Source organism: Vibrio sp. 2130-1 (assembly GCF_033339515.1).
This window is the reverse complement of sequence record NZ_JAWOUT010000007.1, coordinates 45,726-66,393: the sequence shown is the minus strand read 5'-3', so window position 1 is coordinate 66,393 and position 20,668 is coordinate 45,726. Positions and strand designations below refer to the sequence as shown.

Here is a 20,668-nt window from a genome sequence, read left to right as displayed (position 1 = left end):
CAAGGCGAGAGACCTTTCTGCCTGACTTTTGTACATATTTTATTCACTTCACATAACAAACAACGAAATTTAAAAGTTTTAGGAAATATTATGACATTCACTCGTACACTTTTGGCGTTAACGATGGCTATCGTACCTGCCGTATCTTTCGCATCAGAAAAGACCGCAGAACAAAAGCTAGAGGAAGTTACTCAGATATTAAAAGAAAACCCTCAAATTCTTGATTCATTGCACCAAAACCTTCAAGAGTACATTGCGTATCAACAGTCATTTGGCGACACCTTGAAGGAGGTTCGTCAATATCTAAGTGATGGCAAACATTCCTCTTTTGGTGCTGAAAACCCTGAGTTAACCATTATTAACGTAACAGACTACAGCTGCCCTTTTTGTAAACGTTTAGAAGGAGAGCTGGTCAAAGTTGGTAAGGAATATCCGCAGGTAAAAGTGCTTAACCTCAATGTCTCTTTTAAAGAACAATACGAGAAAAACGGCTACAACTCGGCAAGTTACGCATTAAATGTTTGGCAAAACCAGCGAGATAAGTACGAACAAGTGCATGAGTTATTGGTGAAAAAACCGAGCGCACATGACGCACGTTCCTTAAATCAAATCGCGAAAAAAACGGGGACAGAAGCGCAGCTTGTCGACGACAAAGAGACCAAGGCGTTGCTTGATAAAAACTATCAGTATTTCACGCAACTTGGTTTACGCGGCACGCCTGCGTTGATCATTAATGATCAAGTCATTCCTGGCTATGTGCCGTTTGACGAGCTAGAAAAAGTCATCGACCAAGAACTGGCGAACTAAAACAACAAAGCCCTTCCTTGATAACTCAAGGAAGGGCTTTTTATTTATCGACATAAAGAGCGTTTAGTTACTTATCACGTCCTACAAACGCCACGACGACTTTGTCATTGCCAAGCGAGCGAGAGAACACGTACGCGCCTTCTTGTTCAATTACTTGATGCTGACCCGCACCAATCGCTGGGTGCGCTTTACGGAACTGACCAAGAGTTTGCCAGTGTTTGAGCAGCGCTTGCTTCTCATCAGATAGCTTCCATACCATGTCAGAACGAGTGCCTTGGTGGAAATCGTCCGCGTAAGGACCAATGTTACGACCAACTTCATCACCATAATAAACCTGAACAGCACCAGGACTCAGAAGCAGTGCATTCGCGGCGTTACGCTGCATACCGTAATCTTTGAAGCGAGAGAAGAACAGCTCGGTATCGTGAGAAGACATGTAGCTCACAGGGTTAAAGTCTTTCTCATTGGCGATAGTGTCCGCATAGCTTTGGTAAGTGTCTGCCATTTGGCTGAAACACGCCGCGCCTTTATCTAATTTCTTCTGCATGTCGAAGTTAATCAACGCATCAAAGCCATCGTCAAAGTAAGGGCTGCGATAAGCGGTATGTCCCCATACTTCACCCATCATCCAGAATGGCTGACCTGACTTACCGTTCTCTTTACGCCACTGCTCAAGGCTGCTTGATGCCTCTTCTTTCAAGCGTTTCCACACATCGCCTTCAACGTGCTTCACCGTGTCGACACGGTAACCATCAATACCAAAGCGTTTCACCCAATCAGTTTGCCACTCAATTAGGTAGTCCGAGACGGTGTAATTATCACGCGCCTCAACGCGAGTGCCAGGGTTATCCAATAGCCACTGCGCGGGCTTCACGGCTTTGTCTGATTCGGTGATAAAGTCAGGTAAACCCGCCAATGACATAGTGATATCACTGCTGCCCGGAGCTGGGTATCCCGGTAGACCTGTTCTTACCCAGTCACCGCCCCACCATTTCGACCAGTTTGGACTCTGGTAATCAATATTCTGGTGATAGCTATGCCAATTTTCACCCGCTTTTGGTTGCCAGTCACCCCACTTATTCGGTAAATCAGCGTTTGGTTTTAACACCTCAATACCGTCAAATTGCAAATCGGCTAACGTTGAGTAACCGGTGTGGTTGATTACTGCGTCCATCAAGACTTTAAGGCCACGTTTGTGTGCCTCTTCCACCAGCTTTTTCAGATCAGCTTCGTTACCGAAGTTCTCATCAATCTTGGTAAAGTCACGCGTCCAGTAACCGTGGTAAGCGTAGAATGGGAATGAGCCGCTATCGCCGCCGCCAACAAAGCCGTGCACTTGTTCAACGATTGGCGACAACCAAATCGCATCTGTACCTAGGCTCTTGATGTAATCTAGCTTTTCGATCACGCCTTTTAGATCACCGCCGTGGAAGGTGCCGATCTCTTCTTTGCCGTCTTTCTGGCGCCCATAGCTGTTGTCATTGCTCGTATCAGCATTCTTGAAACGGTCGACCATCACGAAGTAAATGTTGGCATTGCGATAATCAAACGATACTGCTTCTTTGGTTTTCTTCACTGGCTCTAGTAGCACCAACCCGCCTGAATCTTTGCTTGGCGTCAGCGATACTTGCTGATCTTTTACTTCGACCATTTGCCCAGAGTAAGCATCACGCAACTTGGTGCCATCGGGGAAACTGTCACCCAGCGCAATGGTGACTTCGCCGCCTTGATAAACCTCACATTGCACTTGTGGGATTGGGCGTTTGAATTCTGTCTTCGCGGCTTTCTTAGGTTCACGCTTGAAGCGCAGTGTTTTCGCTTCCGCATCAAAAGCAAAAGAGTAATCGCCAGTAAAGCGGATTTTTAACGGCAGTTCCGTTGGCTTTCCGCAGTTCAGCGCGATAGGTTTATTGAATTTGACCTTCTGGCCATCAGGCGCGACACAGTCACCTTCAACACCCGTAATTTTGAGCGTGTATCCATCTTTGGTTAAGGGCACAACCAACGGCTGCTCTGCATTTAAAGGAAAGTCACGGCTGTTGGTCGTGGTCGAAATGGTGATGTTTGGCTCGGCGATGGCACTTGCCGATGCAAGCAATAAGGTAGTCGTAATCAGATTCAGTTTCATCGTTCAGTCCATTGGTTGCGCATAGGCGCAGTATTCGTGTTGTATTTTTATTCACACTAATAGTAAATGGATGAAAAACTGAGCACATCATTCTGAAAGGCTACGCCCTAAAGCTTGTGACGCTTCACATTTTATTGATATAGGGGCGTAGTTCTATTTAAGTGCAATAGATTGAGGGAGTTAAAGTTGCACGCTGCCAAGATTGCTCATTTGATTCATCGCCCATCTTGTGCGGCGAGCAGTGTACTCACTTTGTGGGTAGACTTTGATTCGATATGGGTTTGGCAACACCACGGCTAAACGCGCTGCTTGCCACTTCGAGAGTTGCTTTGCACTGACACCAAAGTAATTCTGCGCCGCTGCTTCGGCTCCGTAAATACCGGGACCAAATTCAACCACATTTAGATACACTTCTAGAATACGCTCTTTACTCCACATCAGCTCCATCAGTAAGGCAAAGTAAAGCTCGTAAGCCTTGCGAACGTAGGAGTGAGAAGGAAACAAAAACACATTTTTCGCAGCCTGTTGGGTAATAGTGCTCGCGCCTCTCGACGGACCATTATCACCAGCCTCGGAAATCACGTCGAATAGCGACTCGAAATCGACACCATAATGATGAGGGAATTTTTGGTCTTCGGTCGCAATCACCGCTAACTGCATATTTTTTGAGATACGCGTCAAGGATACCCATTCATGTTGGCTGCTGTCTGGATAGTTCTTTGGTGGCGCAACAATGCGGCTTAACTTCCATCCCCATATTGGTGGATCGACATATTTCACCACCCCCACCAAAACGACTGGGGCGATCAGTAATATCAACACCATTTTAAACAGAAATGACTTAAGCCTTTTCAACATGTGTGGTTCCCCAATGCATTAGCGATTGATGATAAACAAACCAGCGAGCTTGCCTGATTCAATCAGGAACAACAAGTTTTTGAGGTAAAAAATAGGTCAAAAAAAGCCCGATTTACAATGTAAAACGGGCTTAGAATTTGATTAGACTGAATTATTTATTCAGCTTGTAGAACACGGTTGAAAGTGGTGGTAAACGAAGCTCAAGTGATTGAGGCAGTGATTCACTTTCGACTTTTTCCGTTTTCACACTGGTCAGCACTTTAAAATCGCTGCCGCCGTATTTGTTGTCGTCCGTGTTCAGCAGCAGTTCGTATTGACCTGCATTTGGAACGCCTAAACGGAAACGCTCGTGTGGTACGGGCGTAAAGTTGGTGATGATGAGAATACGCTCACCTTCTTTACTGATACGCTCGTGCGCTAGGATACTCGCATCCGCTTCGTCTTGTAGACGCCACTCAAAACCAGCAGGAACACAATCTTGATCGTGCATCGCCGCTTCATTTCGGTACAAGTGGTTCAAATCTCGCATCAGCTTTTGGACACCTTGATGACGCTCATATTCCAGCAAGAACCATTGTAACTGATCATCGTGGTTCCACTCCGCCGTTTGGCCGATTTCCGCGCCCATGAAGTTCAGCTTTTTGCCCGGTTGACCATACATGTAACCGTAGTATGCACGTAGGTTTGCAGTTTGCTGCCATTCATCACCCGGCATCTTGTTATGGATAGAGCCTTTGCCGTACACCACCTCATCGTGAGAGAGAGACAAGACGTAGTTCTCGCTATGAGCATAAACCAGCGGGAATGTGATGGTATTGTGGTGGTATTTGCGGTGAACAGGATCTTCTTTGATGTATGAAAGACTGTCGTGCATCCACCCCATATTCCACTTGAAGCCAAAACCTAAACCACCCATAAAGGTTGGCGCAGACACCCCAGGAAACGCCGTTGACTCTTCCGCAATCGTCATCGCATTCGGGAAGTGCTTGTACACTTCTTCGTTCATCCATTTTAAGGTTGCGATTGCGTCGTAGTTTTCGTTGCCACCGTCGACGTTTGGTACCCACTGATCGTGACTACGTGAATAATCGAGATAGAGCATCGACGCGACAGCGTCCACGCGAATACCATCAATATGGAATTGTTCAAACCAGTACAGCGCATTCGAGACAAGGAAGCGACGTACATGTTCACGGCCTAAATCGTAAATGTAGGAGTTCCAATCTTGGTGCCAACCGCGACGAGGATCTGGATCATGGAACAGAGGCGTACCATCAAAGTTCGCTAAACCATGATCATCCGATGGGAAATGCGCAGGAACCCAATCCAGCACTACACCGATACCAGCTTGGTGACACGCATCCACGAAGAATTTGAAATCATCAGGGGAGCCAAAGCGGCTAGTTGGCGCAAATAAGCCAACGGGTTGATAGCCCCATGAACCATAGAATGGATGCTCAGACACAGGCATCAGCTCAACGTGGGTGTAGCCCATATCCACAAGGTATGGCACCAACTGCTCCGCGAGTTCGCGGTAGTTGAGGAAATCACCTTTCTCGTCGCGCTTCCATGATCCAGCATGCAGCTCATAAAACGATAACGCTTCATCACGCTTTTGTGTCACTGCGCGGTTTTGCCATTTCGCATCTTGCCATTGGTAACGCTTGTGATCGTAGGTGATGGATGCGAACGATGGGTATTGCTCAGAGTAGAAACCCCAAGGGTCTTGTTTGTGTGGCAGCCCTTCCCCATTTGGCCCTTTTAGCTCAAATTTGTACTGAACGCCTTCTTCTAAGCCAGGAATAAATAGGCCCCAGATACCGTAGTCTAGGCGTTGCATTGGATGACGACGGCCATCCCATTGGTTGAAGCAACCCACAAGGCTAACAGCAGATGCATGTGGTGCATAAACAAGGAAACGCACACCAGAGATGTTTTCACCGCCACGTTCTAGCGTGACAAAGTGTGCGCCCATGTAGTGATACATGTCTTTTGGCGTATGCAGATGCTCGTACTCTTGGTAGATATTGTGGTACTGGTACGGGTCATCAATAATTTGTTCAACACCATTCCAATCGACCGCTAAACGGTAGTGGGTCAGGTGTAAATCGCGTTGCTCTTTTAAGATGAAACCGCTGTCGCCATCACGCTCAAGCGCCACGCGAGGTTCACCATTAACAAGTAGTTCAACCTTGTTTGCGCCCGGCATCCAAACTCTCAGCGAAGCTTCGTCGTCAATGAATGGACCCAGCGCCGCAAATGGATCTGAGTAAGCCGCCTCAGCAAGCAGTTCGTATGCGCGTTCGTGTTGTTTCTTTATTTTCTTGGTTTTGGTGGTTTTCAAATCTTTCTCCCTAGAGCCAACATCCTTTTCAAGACCAGAGATCTGAATCAAACATCGGTTTCTCCACAGCCAACGTTGTGAACTCACAAAAAGACTCCGCTTCTCACGTTCGTTGCGTAAACGGCGTCAAAATACAAAAATGCCCGCTATTGTCGCGGGCATAATAACGGTACTTCATCCTAACGGATTGTGTTTTAGGAATGAGTGACCTAGACGGAACTTTCGTACCTCTGAGCTAACAAAATTCGTAATCAGCTCGTCCATCTACGCCACTCTAGGCATCTTACTTACTCGCCTGTGCACGAACTTCAGTAAGGCGTTTAGAAATACGATTCACATCTTCACGGCTGAAGATTTCATCTAGGTTCATCGACAATTTACGACGCCAGTTTGGATACTCATCCACCGTACCAGGAATATTGACCGGTTGATCCATTTCTAGCCAGTCTTCAAGCTGAACACTAAGCAGTGCAGAGTCACCCGCGGCTACGTGCAGTTGCAGCGCTTCGCTTAGGTATGAATCCATTGGCACGTACTGAGCATCATGACCAATGCCTTCTGGCAAATAGCCATGCCAGCGAACACTGTCTAGAATGCCTTGTTTGCACTTCAAGCGGTCAGCGAATAGGCCTTCCAACTGCTGCTCATCAGGGTACAGACCAATCTCACGCCCCATCTTCAAGTCATCACAGTGCCAGAAACCGCGTAGTGTTGGCATATCGTGCGTACACAGCGCAGCCATAGACTGCTCTGCGTAATGCTTCGGAGAAATAAAGCCGCCGTCCTCTTTTGAGGTTTCGAAGAAGAAGACTTTGTAAGAGTGCACACCTGCATCACGTAGGATATCAACGATTTCATCTGGCACAGTACCTAAGTCTTCACCAATCACAGAGCACTGATGGCGGTGCGACTCAAGCGCTAGGATTGCGAGCATGTCTTCCACTGGGTAGTACAAGTACGCGCCTTCTGTCGCTTTCTCGCCTTTTGGAATCCACCATAGACGCAATAGGCCAAGTACGTGGTCGATACGCAGTGCACCACAATGCTTCATGTTGGCACGTAGCAACTTGATGTACGCATCGTAGCCTGTCGCTTCCAACACTTGAGGGTTTAGCGGAGGCAGACCCCAGTTTTGGCCTAGTGGACCAAGTACATCTGGTGGCGCACCGATGCTTGCATCCAATACTAGCGCGCCTTCGTCAGCCCATGTTTCGCTGCCTGAATCTGCAACACCAACCGCAAGGTCGCGGTACAAACCCACAGCCATGCCTTTTTCTTCGGCTAGCGCTTGCGCTTCTTTGATTTGATCGTCTGCGATCCATTGCAGGTACATGTACAAGTGAACACGATCTTGGTTGTCCTTAATGTACTTCTGAGTACCAGCTGCGTCGAATGTGCGGTATTTCTCAGGGAATACTGGCCAGCCCCACATGTTTGCATCTTCTGCATGTAAATCAGCATGAAGTGCATCGAATGCAGCTTGATGTAGCAAGCTGTCGCCGCCTTTTTCAACAAAGTCCAAGAAGGCACGAGCGCGATCGGTGTTCTTGTCTAAATGGCGAGCTTTAAACTCACTGAATAGCAGCGGAAGAACGCTCATTTTTAGTTGCGAAACTTCGGTGTAATTCACCCAATGAGAGTCTCGCGCTTTTTGTAGACGTTGTTGGAACTCTGCGCTACCAACACGCTGTTGTGCTTCTGCACTTAGCGCGAATTCAGGTACAGAGCTTACGTCGATGTACATGATGTTCAACCAACGACGAGAAGACGGGCTGTATGGGCTTGCCCCTTCTGGATTCGCAGGGAACAGCGAGTGAATAGGGTTCAAGCCAATGAAGTCACCGCCACGAGAGGCAATATCACTCACCAGTTGTTTTAGGTCACCAAAATCACCGATGCCCCAGTTATGCTGAGTACGCAGTGTGTAAAGCTGGATACTAGGACCCCATAGCTTTTTGTGTTGGTTTAGATCGTCTTGTTTGAAACACGCTTTCGGCGTAATGATCAATGACATCTCGTAAGGTGTTTTACGACGCTTACGACTGATGATCAGTTTGTGATAACCCCAAGCCAAGTTCTTTGGCAATGCAAACACTAGAGGGCCACCCTCAGCACGCTCATCACGAACAATTTGGGACTGAAGATAGCCTTCAAGTACCTCTCCTTGTTCTGTTTCTAAACGCCAGCTGAATTCACTCTCACGAGCACTCGTACCTAGGTTTAGTTCCACTTCGACTGGTTCGCCGTCGCGTAAAACAAGAACAGGGGCTAGTACGTCTTTTTTATGTTTCTTTTCAGCAGAAGCCAGTAGTTTTTCATCACTGCTAGTATCGTAGCCAAGCGAAGCGAGCAAGCGGCGTAGCGTCTCCTCAGACACTTTAGCCTCATCTCCCCAAGCACTGACATAGCTATCAGCCAATCTCGCCATTTCCGCGACTTTCTTTAATGCTGTTTGTTCTTTCATCGCTTTCTCCGAAGGTAATACCAACACCTTCCATGTAGGGTTTTATTGTTATCAATAACTTCTTTTGGAAAATGACCAAAGGTAGCGCTTGGCTACCTTGGTCTTAACTAGGTTCTATTAGCGTTTCACCGCTTCAAGCTTCCAGATATTGTTCACGTAGTCGCGGATTGAGCGGTCTGACGTGAACTTGCCAACAAGGGCGGTATTAAGAATGGCCTTCTTCGCCCAGCCAGCTTGATCTTTATATTGTTCGCTCATGTCTTCGTGTGCTTTCACGTAAGAGGCGAAATCCGCGAGACATAAGTATGGGTCACCACCGTCTAGCAGGCTGTCGTATGTGGCACGCAGTAAGCCCGGTTGGCCTGGTGTGAACTCTTCACCCAATAGCAAGTCCATTGACGCTTTGAGTAAGTGATCCGCATTGTAGTAATCAAATGGGTTGTAACCTTGAGCTTTCAGCGCTTTCACACCTTCAACATCTAGACCGAAGATGTAGATGTTCTCATCGCCTACTTCCTCACGAATCTCAACGTTTGCACCATCCATTGTACCGATAGTTAGCGCACCGTTTAGCGCCATCTTCATGTTACCTGTACCTGATGCTTCTTTACCCGCTAGCGAGATTTGTTGAGAAACGTCAGCCGCAGGGATAATGATTTCAGCCATGCTCACGCGGTAGTCAGGGATGAATACCACTTTCAGCTTGTTACCGATGCGAGGATCGTTGTTCACCTTGTCTGCAATCTTATTGATTGCGAAGATGATTTCTTTCGCTAGGTGGTAACCCGGTGCTGCTTTTGCTGCGAAGAACACAACGCGTGGCGTACACTCAAAACCTGGTTCATTAAGAATACGGTGGTACAGAGACAGTACGTGTAGCAAGTCTAGATGCTGACGTTTGTACTCGTGCAGACGCTTGATTTGAACATCGAAGATTGCATTAGTATCGAGCTCGATACCCATGTTCTCTTTCACCCAAGTTGCTAGGCGTTCTTTGTTCTCTTTCTTCACTGCCATGAATTCTTTTTGGAATGTCGCGTCAGTGGCGTACTTCGCAATACCTTCAAGTTGCTCTAGTTTCGCTGGCCATTCTGGGCCGACTTTCTCAGTGATAAGCTGAGACAGACCTGGGTTACAGAACTTCAACCAGCGACGTGGCGTAATACCGTTCGTTACGTTGTGTAGACGTGTCGGGTACATTTCGTGGAACTCTGGGAATAGGTCTTTCTTAACCAATTCAGAGTGAAGTGCTGCTACACCGTTTACTGCGTAAGAGCCGATTACACATAGGTTTGCCATGCGAACCATGCGGTGGAAACCTTCTTCGATGATAGAAAGCTTCTGTTGCTTCGCGACATCACCCGGCCACATTGCACGTACGTCTTGTAGGAAGCGGTGGTTGATCTCGTAAATGATCTCCATATGACGTGGTAGCAGGTGCTGGATTAGCGACTCTGGCCATGTCTCTAGTGCTTCTGGAAGTAGCGTGTGGTTGGTGTACGCAAATGTCTTAGAGCTGATTTCCCAAGCCGCTTCCCAAGCTAAACCTTTTTCATCCATCAGGATGCGCATTAGTTCAGGAATCGCAATCGTTGGGTGCGTATCGTTAAGCTGGATAGTCTCTTGCTTAGGTAGATCCGCTAGCGAGTAGCCCGCAGCTTCGTGGCGACGTAGGATGTCACGTACAGACGCTGCTGAGTGGAAGTACTGCTGCATTAGACGCAGTGTTTTACCTTTCTCGTGGTTGTCGTTCGGGTAAAGCACTTTAGTGATGTTACCTGCGTCGATCAGTGCGTGCTGAGCTTCGAAGTAATCACCATTGTTAAAGCTTGCTAGTGAGAATGGTGCGATCGCCTGACATTCCCAAAGACGTAGCGGGTAAACCGTGTCTGATTCGTAACCCACAATTGGAAGATCCCAAGGCATTGCTCTTACTGTCATGCCTGGTACCCATTTGCGAACTTCTTTACCGTTCTCGTTAATCACTTCAACGTGACCGTAGAAACCGATCTCTTGCGCAAGTTCTGGACGCGCAATTTCCCAAGGGTAACCTTCTACACCGCGCCATGCGTCAGGTGCTTCTTGCTGGCGACCATCTTTGAATGACTGTTTAAATAGACCGTATTCGTAATGTAAACCATAGCCGACAGTTGGGAATTCTTGTGCCGCACATGAATCCATGAAACACGCAGCCAGACGACCAAGGCCACCGTTACCCAATGATGGGTCGCGCTCTTCTTCTAGCAGATCAGTTAGGTTGTAACCCAGTTCAGCCATTGCTTCTGTTACTTGTTCGTACAGACCCATGCTGATTAGGTTGTTACCAGTCAAACGACCGATAAGGAATTCTAGCGAAAGGTAGTTAACGCTCTTCGCACTTTTAATGCGTGGATCTTCTTCTGTCGCAAGCAAATCTAGAGTAGTAAATTCAGCCAGAGCATGCCCCATTGCTAGGTACCATGCGCGGCTGTCTGCGTTTTCAATCGTATGAGCGTAAGTTACAGATAGGTGTTTCTTTACGCTTTCTTGGAACGACTTCTTGTCAAATTGTTTTTGTTGAGTAGGTTTCATTACGAAATTCTCACGTCTTTTGGTAATTCATCTGCCATACATCGTGCATTTACCTCTGTGAATAAACATCCTCCTAATTCTCATCCTTTGAAGGAGGAGGGCTGAGGGCGTAGAGGGGGTACCATTGCTAGGTTAGTGATCCAAATCTCAACAAAGTGAACTTTGCACCAGTTCTTAGTGATTTTGATCACAATGGAATGTGAGAAAGGTTAAAACCCATTCATGACGCTTTTTATAGTCCACTCATCTGATGATGTGAAAATTGTAATATCGGTCACATTAACTCGGTCAGCGTAGAAGAACTTTTCGTAATCCATGTGCAACGAGATCTTAACGCTAACGAAATAAACGATATTTAAGTGACGAAAATCACAAATAAAGGGCGTAGTTGATGGTAAATCCATCAACCCTTGAGAATTAGGAAGTGGATCAAAGTAACGAACATTTCTGATGTCGTAACATCCCTCTCAGCTCACAGGATTGTACGCTTTTTATACAAACTAGAATTAGGCGATGTGAGTTATTTCTAGTTTTCGCTAGCTTTTATATCTAAGTGACCGTATGGAATGGTTTTTCAGACGGACGCAAGCCCCAACAGTAGCGACATTATCTGGCATTCAAACAGTGTTTTTGATGCTGGTGACATCATTCAGTAAGACGGCTTTCAAGGGGGCTTTACTAGAATGATCACGTTGCAGTCATTTGGGTATACATAAATAAGGACATAACTACTAATGTGGATTCCATCTAAGCTTACTCGACCAGGACGCCTGCACAATGCCATCGTGCGCCCACGAGTGTTGGACTTACTACAGCAAGCGCCTTACTACAAATTGGTTTTATTCCGATCCCCAGCAGGTTACGGAAAAACGACAATGGCAGCGCAGTGGCTATCCGATAAGCCAAACGTCGGTTGGTACAGCATTGATGACAGCGATAACGACGGCTTTCGCTTTGTAAACTATCTGCTTCAAGCATTAAACAAAGCCACCAACTTCAGTTGCGCTAACGCACAAAAACTGGCGGAAAAACGTCAGATCTCGTCTTTACGCTCCCTATTTAGCGAAGTATTCGCTGAAATGGCTGACTTTCATCAAGAGTGCTACGTGGTACTTGATGACTACCATTTAATCACGAATGATGAAATCCATGAATCCATGCGTTTCTTCTTAAAGCACATGCCAGACAACCTCACCGTTGTGGTAACCAGTCGTGCAGCGCCGCCTCTGGGCACTGCAAACTTACGTGTTCGTGATTTAATGATCGAAATCGGCAACGAGATGTTGGCGTTTGATACCGAAGAAACCACTCGCTTCTTTAACCAGCGTATCGCCGATGGTATTGATGAAGACATGGCGAACAGCCTAAGAACCTATGTTGAAGGTTGGCCATCGGCGATGCAGTTGATCGCATTACAAGCCCAACATCAAAACCGCACATTGGCACAAACTGTAGAGTCGGTATCGCAGTTCAATCACGCGCACTTGTGGGATTACTTGGTCGAAGAAGTGTTTGACTTACTCGATCACGAAACTCGTCACTTTTTAATGCAAGTATCCGTGCTTGACCACTTCAATGATGAGCTAGTGTTTGCCCTTACCCAACGCGAAGATGCACTGGGAATGATTGAATCGCTTAACCGTTACGGCTTATTCATTTATCCGCTCGAAGGGGAACAGAACTGGTTCCGGTTCCATAACTTATTTGGCGAGTTTTTATCTCATGAGCGCCAAGCTCGTATTCCTCAGCAAGAAAAAGATCTCCACCGCAATGCTGCTATCGCTTGGTTACAACAAAAAGCACCACACCAAGCGATTCATCATGCACAAAAATCGAATGATAAGGACTTAGTGGTAGAGATCCTAAACGAATTCGGCTGGAAGATGTTTAACCAAGGCGAACTCAGCACACTGGAAAGCTCAATTAACAAGTTGGACGATGATCTGTTGTTCAGCCACCCAAAACTTACGATGCTCCGAGCATGGTTGGCTCAAAGTCAGCATCGTTATAACCAAGTGGGCCACCTGCTTGAAGAAGCGGAAGAGGAACACAAAAAGCGTAACATTGCGTTAGATATTCATTATCAAGGTCAAGCAAACGCGTTGCTTGCTCAAGTGGCTATCAACAGTAACCAGCCAGAAAAAGCTCTCGAATTAGCGGAGTTAGCGCTTAGCCAACTTGATAACACAATTTACCGTAGCCGAATTGTGGCGACTTCGGTTGTTGGTGAAGTTAACCACGTGCTAGGTAAACTAGACCGTGCTTTGCCAATGATGCAACAAACTGAAAAGCTAGCTCGTCAGTATCAGGTATACCACCAAGCGTTATGGGCAATATTGCAGCAAAGCGAGATTTTAATTGCACAAGGTTACGTGCAAGCTGCCTTTGAACTACAAGATTCCGCATTCCGTCTGATTGAAGATCAGCAGCTTCAGCATGTTCCTCTTCATGAATTTTTGCTGCGTATTCGCGCGCAAGTACTTTGGTGCTGGAACCGACTTGATGAAGCGGAAGAATGCGCGTACAAAGGTCTGCAAATTCTCGAAAACCATTCACCAAGCAAGCACTTACATAGCTATTCGATGTTGGCGCGTATTGCGATTGGACGCGGTGAATTAGACAAAGCCGGTAAATTCATTGAGCATATACAGCACTTGATGAAACAGTCGACTTACCACGTAGATTGGACTGCAAACGCTTCACTATCGTTGATTCTATTTTGGCAAGCGCGCGGGAATACCGATGCAATGCAAGAATGGCTCAACACTGCGGTTCGTCCTGAATCGGCATGCAACCACTTTTCTCAATTGCAATGGCGTAACATTGCCCGCGCCCACATTAACTTAGGCCAATATACCGACGCTCGTGCTGCGTTAGATTTCCTCCAAGGTGAAGCTCGTCGCACTAACCTAATCACAGATACTAATCGCAACTTAGTGGTTGAAGCGGTCCTTTCTGCTCGCCAAAAAGATGAGGAGCAAGCCAAGGCTCTGTTAAAAGAAGCATTAGTAATGACGAACCAAACTGGCATGGTCGGAAACTTCCTGATTGATGGTGCAACCATTGGCGGTCTGCTGGAGAAGTTGAGCCTCCGCCATGAACTGGGCGATCTTGAGCGTCACCGTGCTCAACAGTTAATGAAGGACATTTCATCGAATCAACGTAGCCGGTCAATTCACTTTGATGAAGACTTTATTGAAAAGTTGGTGAATCACCCTAATGTGCCAGAGCTAGTACGTACTAGCCCATTAACACAACGCGAATGGCAGGTTCTGGGGCTGATTTATTCAGGCTTTAGTAACGAGCAAATCGCACAAGAGCTGGATGTGGCAGGTACGACAATTAAAACCCACATTCGCAACCTGTACCAAAAGCTTAATATTGCTAATCGTAAAGAAGCCATTGTGACAGCTGAAAATTTGCTGCAGTTGATGGGATACTGAACTGCTCGATAAACGGGTTAAAACGTAAAGTAAAACATAAGGGTTGGCGTAACACGTCAGCCCTTTTTTATGACTGACAGTAAGAGAAGTGCAATTTGCAAAGCACGTAAGTAACGTTGTTCATATAAAAAAATAGCCAACCGCAATAATCGCGATTGGCTTATATTTAGTGTGAACAAATTGTATTCACTAACAACGTCAGTTGGCTAGGTGACCCTCGGCTTAAGAAGGGTCGAGCAGTATTATGCATTAATCATGCCAAAACGCAAAGACTTATTTTTGGGCACAAGATCTCATATAAGCTGGATTTATTCACGCGCAAATTATCAAAATGCAATTTGATAATGCAAATTGCAATTGCACAATGCAACCAAGATTGATAATTGATAGTAGAGTTAATCATCTCAAAAATGTAAACCAAGCATTAAAAGCTCGTTACGGCGGCATTGTCTCTTGGCGGGTAATAAAGATAGGCAATAGATTGGATATAAAACCAAGTAGTTACAGCACTATTTCATACTTTTTTCATCGCAATGTTTGTATACTCTCTGCCATCGAAACGACTTAGCATTAGAGCAATGAACTACTTAATTACTTTCTTCAAGGGAATCGCCATGGGTGCAGCAGATGTTGTACCTGGTGTATCTGGCGGCACCATCGCGTTTATCACTGGTATTTACGATACGCTGCTTGAAAGCATTCGACGCATTAACCCCTCACTTTTCTCTATCTGGCGAAAAGAAGGGGTTAAAGCCGCGTTTAATCACATCAACGGATTCTTCCTTATCGCTCTGTTTGCCGGCATTTTCACCAGTATTGCAACGCTAGCAAAGTTGATTACTTGGCTTCTTGACACACACCCGATCCCACTTTGGTCATTTTTCTTTGGTCTGATTTTGGTCTCTGTGTATCACATTATTCGTCAGGTTGAGCAACGCGATCTTGTCCGCTTTGTCATTCTGCTCGTTGGTGTCGGGTTTGCTTATAGTATTACTGTGCTCAAACCTTTACACATGGAACCAACGGCCATTAATACCTTATTCGCTGGAGCTATCGCGATTTGTGCGATGATCTTGCCGGGTATCTCTGGCAGTTTTATTTTGCTGCTGATTGGCATGTATGCTCCTGTATTAGCCGCAGTGAAAGGTTTTCAAGTCGATACATTAGCGCTATTTTTGTCTGGCTGCGTGATCGGTTTACTGTCCTTCTCTCACTTATTGTCGTGGTTACTACGCAAGTTCCGTGATTTCACCCTGATGTTTTTGACTGGATTAATGATTGGTACGTTGCCAAAGATTTGGCCATGGAAAGAAACCATCACTTGGCGCACCAATTCGAAGGGCGAACAAGTGCCATTGCTACAGCACAACCTATCACCATTTGAATTTGAACACGTGACATCACAACCTTCTCAGTTAGTACTTGCTGTCGTGATGATGCTTGCAGCCATTGCTCTGGTTTTAGGTCTAGAGAAATTCGCAGACTCAGATAAATAACTTTGGTATCAAACACATACTGAACCAAATAAAAACGGAGCCAATTGGCTCCGTTTTTATTTATTGGCTAAGGGCAAAACATCTCAATTGAAAACTCTGCTGTATTTGATGCAATAAAGTCCGTCGCGTTATAAGGAAGCTGGTCACCGAGGTATAACGCACAATTTACCGAGGTCACGAGTTGGCGAGCGACGCATCTGTGCTACGATGCTCGTAATGTTAAGTGATAAATGCTGAACCTTAATGAAACTGTTACAAATCGCCGCTGTTTCAGCCGCATTAGTTGCGGGATTTTATGCCCCGACTCTAATAAAAAGCTTTTCTTCTTCCACTCAAAGCAAGTCAATAGATGAATACTGCTTTCTCTCTACAACCTCTTGCGTCCAAGAAAATGTTACGATGACGCTAAACTCAGAAACTGCTCAACCCTTGGTTCCTACCACTCTAAATGTTGAGTGGCATACAAGCGATGCTAAGCAACTCATCCTAAGTCTTTCAGGAAGAGAAATGGAGATGGGTGAGCCTAAGTTTTTGCTGAAGCAAATCGCTCCTGGCCAATATCAAGGTGACATCATTCTCCCGGTTTGCACGGAGGATGCAATGACTTGGGTTGGTGAACTCAGTGATGGAGAGAATACCGTTTACCCTGCTATAAAAATGCAAAGATAAGGAATCGTTATGAGCCGCAATTGGTCCCTATTTCTCGTAGCTGCTTTCGCACTCGGATTTGGCGTAAAGAGCTATTTAGATAATCAGAAAACGAAGCCAGAGCAAGTGGACAGTTCCACCTCTCAACAAACGGTATTGTTTGGGGAAAATAACCAAGCCGTCAATATCTTCGATGTGAATGACCCTCGCATCCGAGTCGTCTATTTTGGCTTTACTCGCTGCCCAGACGTTTGCCCAACTTCTCTTGCAATGCTGGCAGGAGCACTGAATCAAATTGACGACGCGCAAAAAGCACAACTACGCCCGATGTTCATTTCTTTAGACCCAGAGCGTGATGAGGCCGATGCATCAGCAAAATATGCCCATTACTTCCATCCAATGATTGAAGGCCTATCGGCACCACTTGATGTAACGACACCTTTGGCACACAACTATGGTGTCATTTTCCGCAAGACAGAATTGGAAGGCTCGGAACTAAAGTACACGCTGGATCATAGCTCTTACTTTTACTTCTTGAAGCCGGATGGCACGTTAATCACTAAAGTACCGCATACGCTCTCGCCGGCACCGATTGTTGAAGCCATTTCAAAACTAACGACCGAAGGCTCTTCAAATGACGGTTAAGTCAGTGCTGAAGCAATTTTTCAATTTCCTAACTCATACCAACCCCAATGTCGAACAAGACGTCGATACGATCATTGACGCCATTGGGGGCATAGAGAACCTGCTAGAAACTGGTGCATGTGCGACTCGGCTGCGTCTTACCCTCAGAGCGACGTCCGTCATCGATAAGAACGCACTCAAAAATCATGGCGCGCATGGAGTCGTGATATTGGATGATCGTCATGTCCAAATCATATACGGCTTAAAAGCCAACACGTATTCGCAGATTATGGAAGAGCGCATCACAAAACAAAGTTAATATTTTTGCAGTATAGCTACCCTCTTTAAAAAACGGCGGCTATACTCTTTTGGCTTAATTAACTCACTTATTTATTAACCAACGAAGAGGACACAAGATGATTGTATTGAATAACACTAACTGGGCATCGCAAGGGTAACCCTAACAGCACCAACTCTGTGGCATAACCACAACTTCCCCTTCTCTGCCCGGTCTTCACCGGGGTCAACTCTATCCGAATTAGACCCTAATGCGATTTGTATTAAGGCGCTTTGTTGCGTCTGGGATAATTCAATAATGAATCAAACACATACTTTTTGTGACACATTAGTTTCAACTTCAAACCCTCTAAAACAATTGGGTTGGAAACCATTTTTTCAGCAACAACTGACATTAGACGATTACGACAACACTATCTTTGCTCGTGTGATTGCGCACCACCGAAGTGGTTATTTATTGGCAACAGAAACTGGGCAAGTTCATCTTAATGCCCACCATTCTTTACCCAACATGACCGTCGGAGACTGGGTAATCTTAAATGAAGATCAGCAATTTGTTCGCTTACTGGATCGCTTGAGCCTCTTTAGCCGCAAAGCCGCTGGCAGCAAAGTGGCAGAGCAACTCATCGCAGCCAATGTGGATACAGTGTTTATCGTCTGTTCCCTTAACGACGACTTCAATTTAAGTCGTATTGAACGTTATCTTGCCTTGGCTCATGAAGCCGAAGTCGAACCCGTCATCGTGCTTTCCAAAGCCGATTTGTGTGACAATACTGATGAACTAAAAAGCCAAGTACAGAAGCTCGATCCTCTATTAGCTATAGAGACAGTCAACGGCTTAGAAATAGAGAGTGCTTCTAAACTCATGACCTGGTGCAAAGAAGGACAAACCCTCGCTTTTATCGGTTCTTCAGGCGTTGGCAAATCAACTCTTGTTAATGCATTACTCGGGCAACAAGAACAGGCAACTGGGCATATTCGTGAAGACGATAGCAAAGGTCGACATACAACTACATCGCGCTCTATCCATCTATTACCTGATGGCGGCATCTTGATTGATACTCCGGGAATGCGCGAGCTTCAACTAGCAGATTGTGAATCGGGGGTCAGTGAGGCGTTTTCTGACATTGAGGCGCTCGCTCAGCGTTGTCGCTTTGGCAATTGTAAGCACCAAACTGAGCCAGGCTGCGCAGTTCAAACTGCGATTGCAAATGGCAAACTGGAGGTTCGTCGTTTCAATAACTATCAAAAACTATTGCGAGAACAAGCCTTTAACGGCGCGACTTTGGCAGAGCAACGAGCTCAAAGTCGACAGTTCGGGAAACTCACTCGAAATGCCATGAGTGATAAGCGCAGGCGCCAACAAAGTTATTAATTTGTTGCGTTTGAGTTGTCAATAAAATCAAAGGAGACGAAAGTCTCCTTTTTAACAACTTTATTAAAAACCATTACTCATAACTAATGATAATTTTCAACATAAAAATCTTATTTAAATAACATTGAGCAAACATTTAATCCAAAAACAAACTAAAACTAGACACAAAATATTACCAAGCTAAGATATGTGATATTCAGCAAGAAAATGGCTGAATTTATAAAAACAGGATAATTGATAATCATGTGTCTTAGTGACCAGAAGCAATGCTCACCCCTTGCAATACAAGGGCATTATCGCCGTGTAATGATGGACTATTGCCCTGCCACTCTGGCATAAAATTGCAGGAATGATGTATGCAACACAACAGCCTCGTTGCCCGATATGCTCGTGGTAACCTCGTCGTCCAGATCCTTGTCGGTATCGTCTTTGGTATTTTGCTCGCGACAATTTCTCCAAGCCATGCCGAAAGCGCGGGATTAATTGGTAGCCTTTTTGTCGGTGCGCTTAAAGCGATCGCGCCAATTCTTGTGTTTATTTTGGTTGCCGCTTCAATTGCAAACCAAAAGAAAAACCAACACACTTACATGCGCCCAATCGTTGTACTGTACCTGATGGGTACATTCTTCGCGGCGCTATCAGCAGTGGTTCTAAGCTTCCTTTTCCCGACCAATTTAACGCTTGTCACCGGCGCTGAAGGTGCAACGCCTCCTCAAGGTATTGCTGAAATTCTACGCACATTGTTGTTTAAACTGGTCGACAACCCAGTAAATGCACTAGTAGAAGCAAACTACATCGGCATTCTTGCTTGGGGTGTGGGTCTGGGTCTTGCACTACACCACGCATCGGCAACAACGAAGGCCGTATTTGAAGATCTAAGCCACAGCGTGTCTCACATTGTGCGCTTTATCATTCGTCTTGCACCATTTGGTATCTTTGGCTTGGTTGCTTCAACGTTTGCGACAACGGGCTTTAGCGCACTAGCAAGCTACGCACACCTTCTGGCGGTTCTTCTTGGCGCAATGATGATCATCGCACTCGTTGTAAACCCAGCGATCGTGTTCGTTAAAACCAAACAAAACCCTTACCCACTTGTATTCCGTTGTCTACGTGAAAGTGGTGTAACTGCGTTCTTCACTCGTTCAAGTGCGGCGAATATTCCAGTAAACATGGCACTATGTGAGAAGCTAAAACTGGACGAGGATACATACTCAGTATCTATCCCTCTAGGTGCGACCATCAACATGGCTGGTGCTGCAATCACTATCACAACGCTAACGCTTGCAGCTGTGCACACTATGGGTATCGAAGTTGATCTACTGACTGCGCTACTTCTAAGTATTGTAGCTGCGGTTTCTGCATGCGGCGCATCAGGTGTTGCAGGTGGCTCTCTACTACTTATCCCACTTGCGTGTGGCCTGTTTGGTATCTCAAACGACGTAGCAATGCAGGTTGTAGCGGTTGGCTTCATTATCGGTGTGATTCAAGACTCTGCTGAAACTGCGCTAAACAGCTCAACAGACGTTGTCTTTACGGCAGCAGTTTGTAAATCAGAGCAGCAAAAAGCTCAGTAAGACTGACAGAACAAATAGAAAGGGGAGCCGATGATGGCT

At 45.9% G+C, this 20,668-nt stretch carries 13 protein-coding genes; 8 read left to right on the top strand and 5 right to left on the bottom strand.

Going from position 1 to position 20,668, the window contains the following annotated elements; translation table 11 throughout:
• The first annotated feature begins 90 nt into the window (after positions 1-90).
• Complete coding sequence (locus R7Q09_RS12340) at positions 91-807, top strand: DsbA family protein (RefSeq protein WP_064369587.1); 717 nt, start codon at positions 91-93, stop codon at positions 805-807.
• A gap of 67 nt (positions 808-874) precedes the next feature.
• Here the strand turns inward: R7Q09_RS12340 and R7Q09_RS12335 are convergent, their stop codons facing one another.
• The 5 genes from R7Q09_RS12335 to R7Q09_RS12315 form a co-directional block, all read right to left on the bottom strand.
• Positions 875-2,935, bottom strand: a complete 2,061-nt coding sequence (locus R7Q09_RS12335; RefSeq protein ID WP_064369586.1) for an alpha-amylase — start codon at positions 2,933-2,935, stop codon at positions 875-877.
• A gap of 180 nt (positions 2,936-3,115) precedes the next feature.
• Positions 3,116-3,793, bottom strand: a complete 678-nt coding sequence (gene mtgA / locus R7Q09_RS12330; protein WP_318070909.1) for a monofunctional biosynthetic peptidoglycan transglycosylase — start codon at positions 3,791-3,793, stop codon at positions 3,116-3,118.
• Between the two features lie 151 nt (positions 3,794-3,944).
• On the bottom strand, positions 3,945-6,137 hold the full coding sequence (glgB, locus tag R7Q09_RS12325) for a 1,4-alpha-glucan branching protein GlgB (RefSeq protein ID WP_246542525.1): 2,193 nt from the start codon (positions 6,135-6,137) through the stop codon (positions 3,945-3,947).
• Between the two features lie 283 nt (positions 6,138-6,420).
• Positions 6,421-8,601 carry a 4-alpha-glucanotransferase gene (gene malQ, locus R7Q09_RS12320; protein WP_104980199.1) on the bottom strand — a complete coding sequence of 727 codons (2,181 nt, stop codon included), beginning with the start codon at positions 8,599-8,601 and terminating at the stop codon, positions 6,421-6,423.
• 117 nt (positions 8,602-8,718) lie between these two features.
• On the bottom strand, positions 8,719-11,172 hold the full coding sequence (locus R7Q09_RS12315) for a glycogen/starch/alpha-glucan phosphorylase (RefSeq protein ID WP_005374836.1): 2,454 nt from the start codon (positions 11,170-11,172) through the stop codon (positions 8,719-8,721).
• 734 nt (positions 11,173-11,906) lie between these two features.
• On the opposite strand from R7Q09_RS12315, the gene malT reads away from it, so the two are divergent.
• The 7 genes from malT (at position 11,907) to sstT (ending at position 20,629) form a co-directional block, all read left to right on the top strand.
• Positions 11,907-14,615, top strand: coding sequence for an HTH-type transcriptional regulator MalT (gene malT / locus R7Q09_RS12310; protein WP_005374834.1), 2,709 nt, complete (start codon positions 11,907-11,909; stop codon positions 14,613-14,615).
• Between the two features lie 578 nt (positions 14,616-15,193).
• A complete protein-coding gene (locus R7Q09_RS12305) occupies positions 15,194-16,111 on the top strand; it encodes a DUF368 domain-containing protein (protein WP_031778872.1) in 918 nt (305 codons plus the stop codon).
• Between the two features lie 243 nt (positions 16,112-16,354).
• The gene (locus R7Q09_RS12300; RefSeq protein ID WP_025768641.1) at positions 16,355-16,780 is read left to right on the top strand and encodes a hypothetical protein; all 426 of its coding nucleotides are present in this window, start codon (positions 16,355-16,357) and stop codon (positions 16,778-16,780) included.
• A gap of 9 nt (positions 16,781-16,789) precedes the next feature.
• On the top strand, positions 16,790-17,404 hold the full coding sequence (locus tag R7Q09_RS12295; protein ID WP_042522188.1) for an SCO family protein: 615 nt from the start codon (positions 16,790-16,792) through the stop codon (positions 17,402-17,404).
• Positions 17,394-17,702 (top strand): PTS transporter subunit EIIB, encoded by a 309-nt coding sequence (locus R7Q09_RS12290; RefSeq protein ID WP_005384641.1) that lies wholly within the window; start codon positions 17,394-17,396, stop codon positions 17,700-17,702. The genes R7Q09_RS12295 and R7Q09_RS12290 overlap by 11 nt, the downstream gene beginning before the upstream one ends.
• A 276-nt stretch (positions 17,703-17,978) precedes the next feature.
• Positions 17,979-19,055 carry a ribosome small subunit-dependent GTPase A gene (gene rsgA / locus R7Q09_RS12285; protein WP_258655931.1) on the top strand — a complete coding sequence of 359 codons (1,077 nt, stop codon included), beginning with the start codon at positions 17,979-17,981 and terminating at the stop codon, positions 19,053-19,055.
• 356 nt (positions 19,056-19,411) lie between these two features.
• A complete protein-coding gene (gene sstT / locus R7Q09_RS12280) occupies positions 19,412-20,629 on the top strand; it encodes a serine/threonine transporter SstT (protein ID WP_005374821.1) in 1,218 nt (405 codons plus the stop codon).
• The last annotated feature ends 39 nt before the right edge of the window (positions 20,630-20,668 follow it).

Bases quoted from the DNA above. Each gene is read 5' to 3' on its own strand.
- R7Q09_RS12340 (WP_064369587.1), top strand. From the start codon at position 91: ATGACATTCACTCGTACACTTTTGGCGTTAACGATGGCTATCGTACCT.
- R7Q09_RS12335 (WP_064369586.1), bottom strand. From the start codon at position 2,935: ATGAAACTGAATCTGATTACGACTACCTTATTGCTTGCATCGGCAAGT.
- mtgA (WP_318070909.1), bottom strand. From the start codon at position 3,793: ATGTTGAAAAGGCTTAAGTCATTTCTGTTTAAAATGGTGTTGATATTA.
- malQ (WP_104980199.1), bottom strand. From the start codon at position 8,601: ATGAAAGAACAAACAGCATTAAAGAAAGTCGCGGAAATGGCGAGATTG.
- R7Q09_RS12315 (WP_005374836.1), bottom strand. From the start codon at position 11,172: ATGAAACCTACTCAACAAAAACAATTTGACAAGAAGTCGTTCCAAGAA.
- malT (WP_005374834.1), top strand. From the start codon at position 11,907: ATGTGGATTCCATCTAAGCTTACTCGACCAGGACGCCTGCACAATGCC.
- R7Q09_RS12305 (WP_031778872.1), top strand. From the start codon at position 15,194: ATGAACTACTTAATTACTTTCTTCAAGGGAATCGCCATGGGTGCAGCA.
- R7Q09_RS12300 (WP_025768641.1), top strand. From the start codon at position 16,355: ATGAAACTGTTACAAATCGCCGCTGTTTCAGCCGCATTAGTTGCGGGA.
- R7Q09_RS12295 (WP_042522188.1), top strand. From the start codon at position 16,790: ATGAGCCGCAATTGGTCCCTATTTCTCGTAGCTGCTTTCGCACTCGGA.
- R7Q09_RS12290 (WP_005384641.1), top strand. From the start codon at position 17,394: ATGACGGTTAAGTCAGTGCTGAAGCAATTTTTCAATTTCCTAACTCAT.
- rsgA (WP_258655931.1), top strand. From the start codon at position 17,979: ATGAATCAAACACATACTTTTTGTGACACATTAGTTTCAACTTCAAAC.
- sstT (WP_005374821.1), top strand. From the start codon at position 19,412: ATGCAACACAACAGCCTCGTTGCCCGATATGCTCGTGGTAACCTCGTC.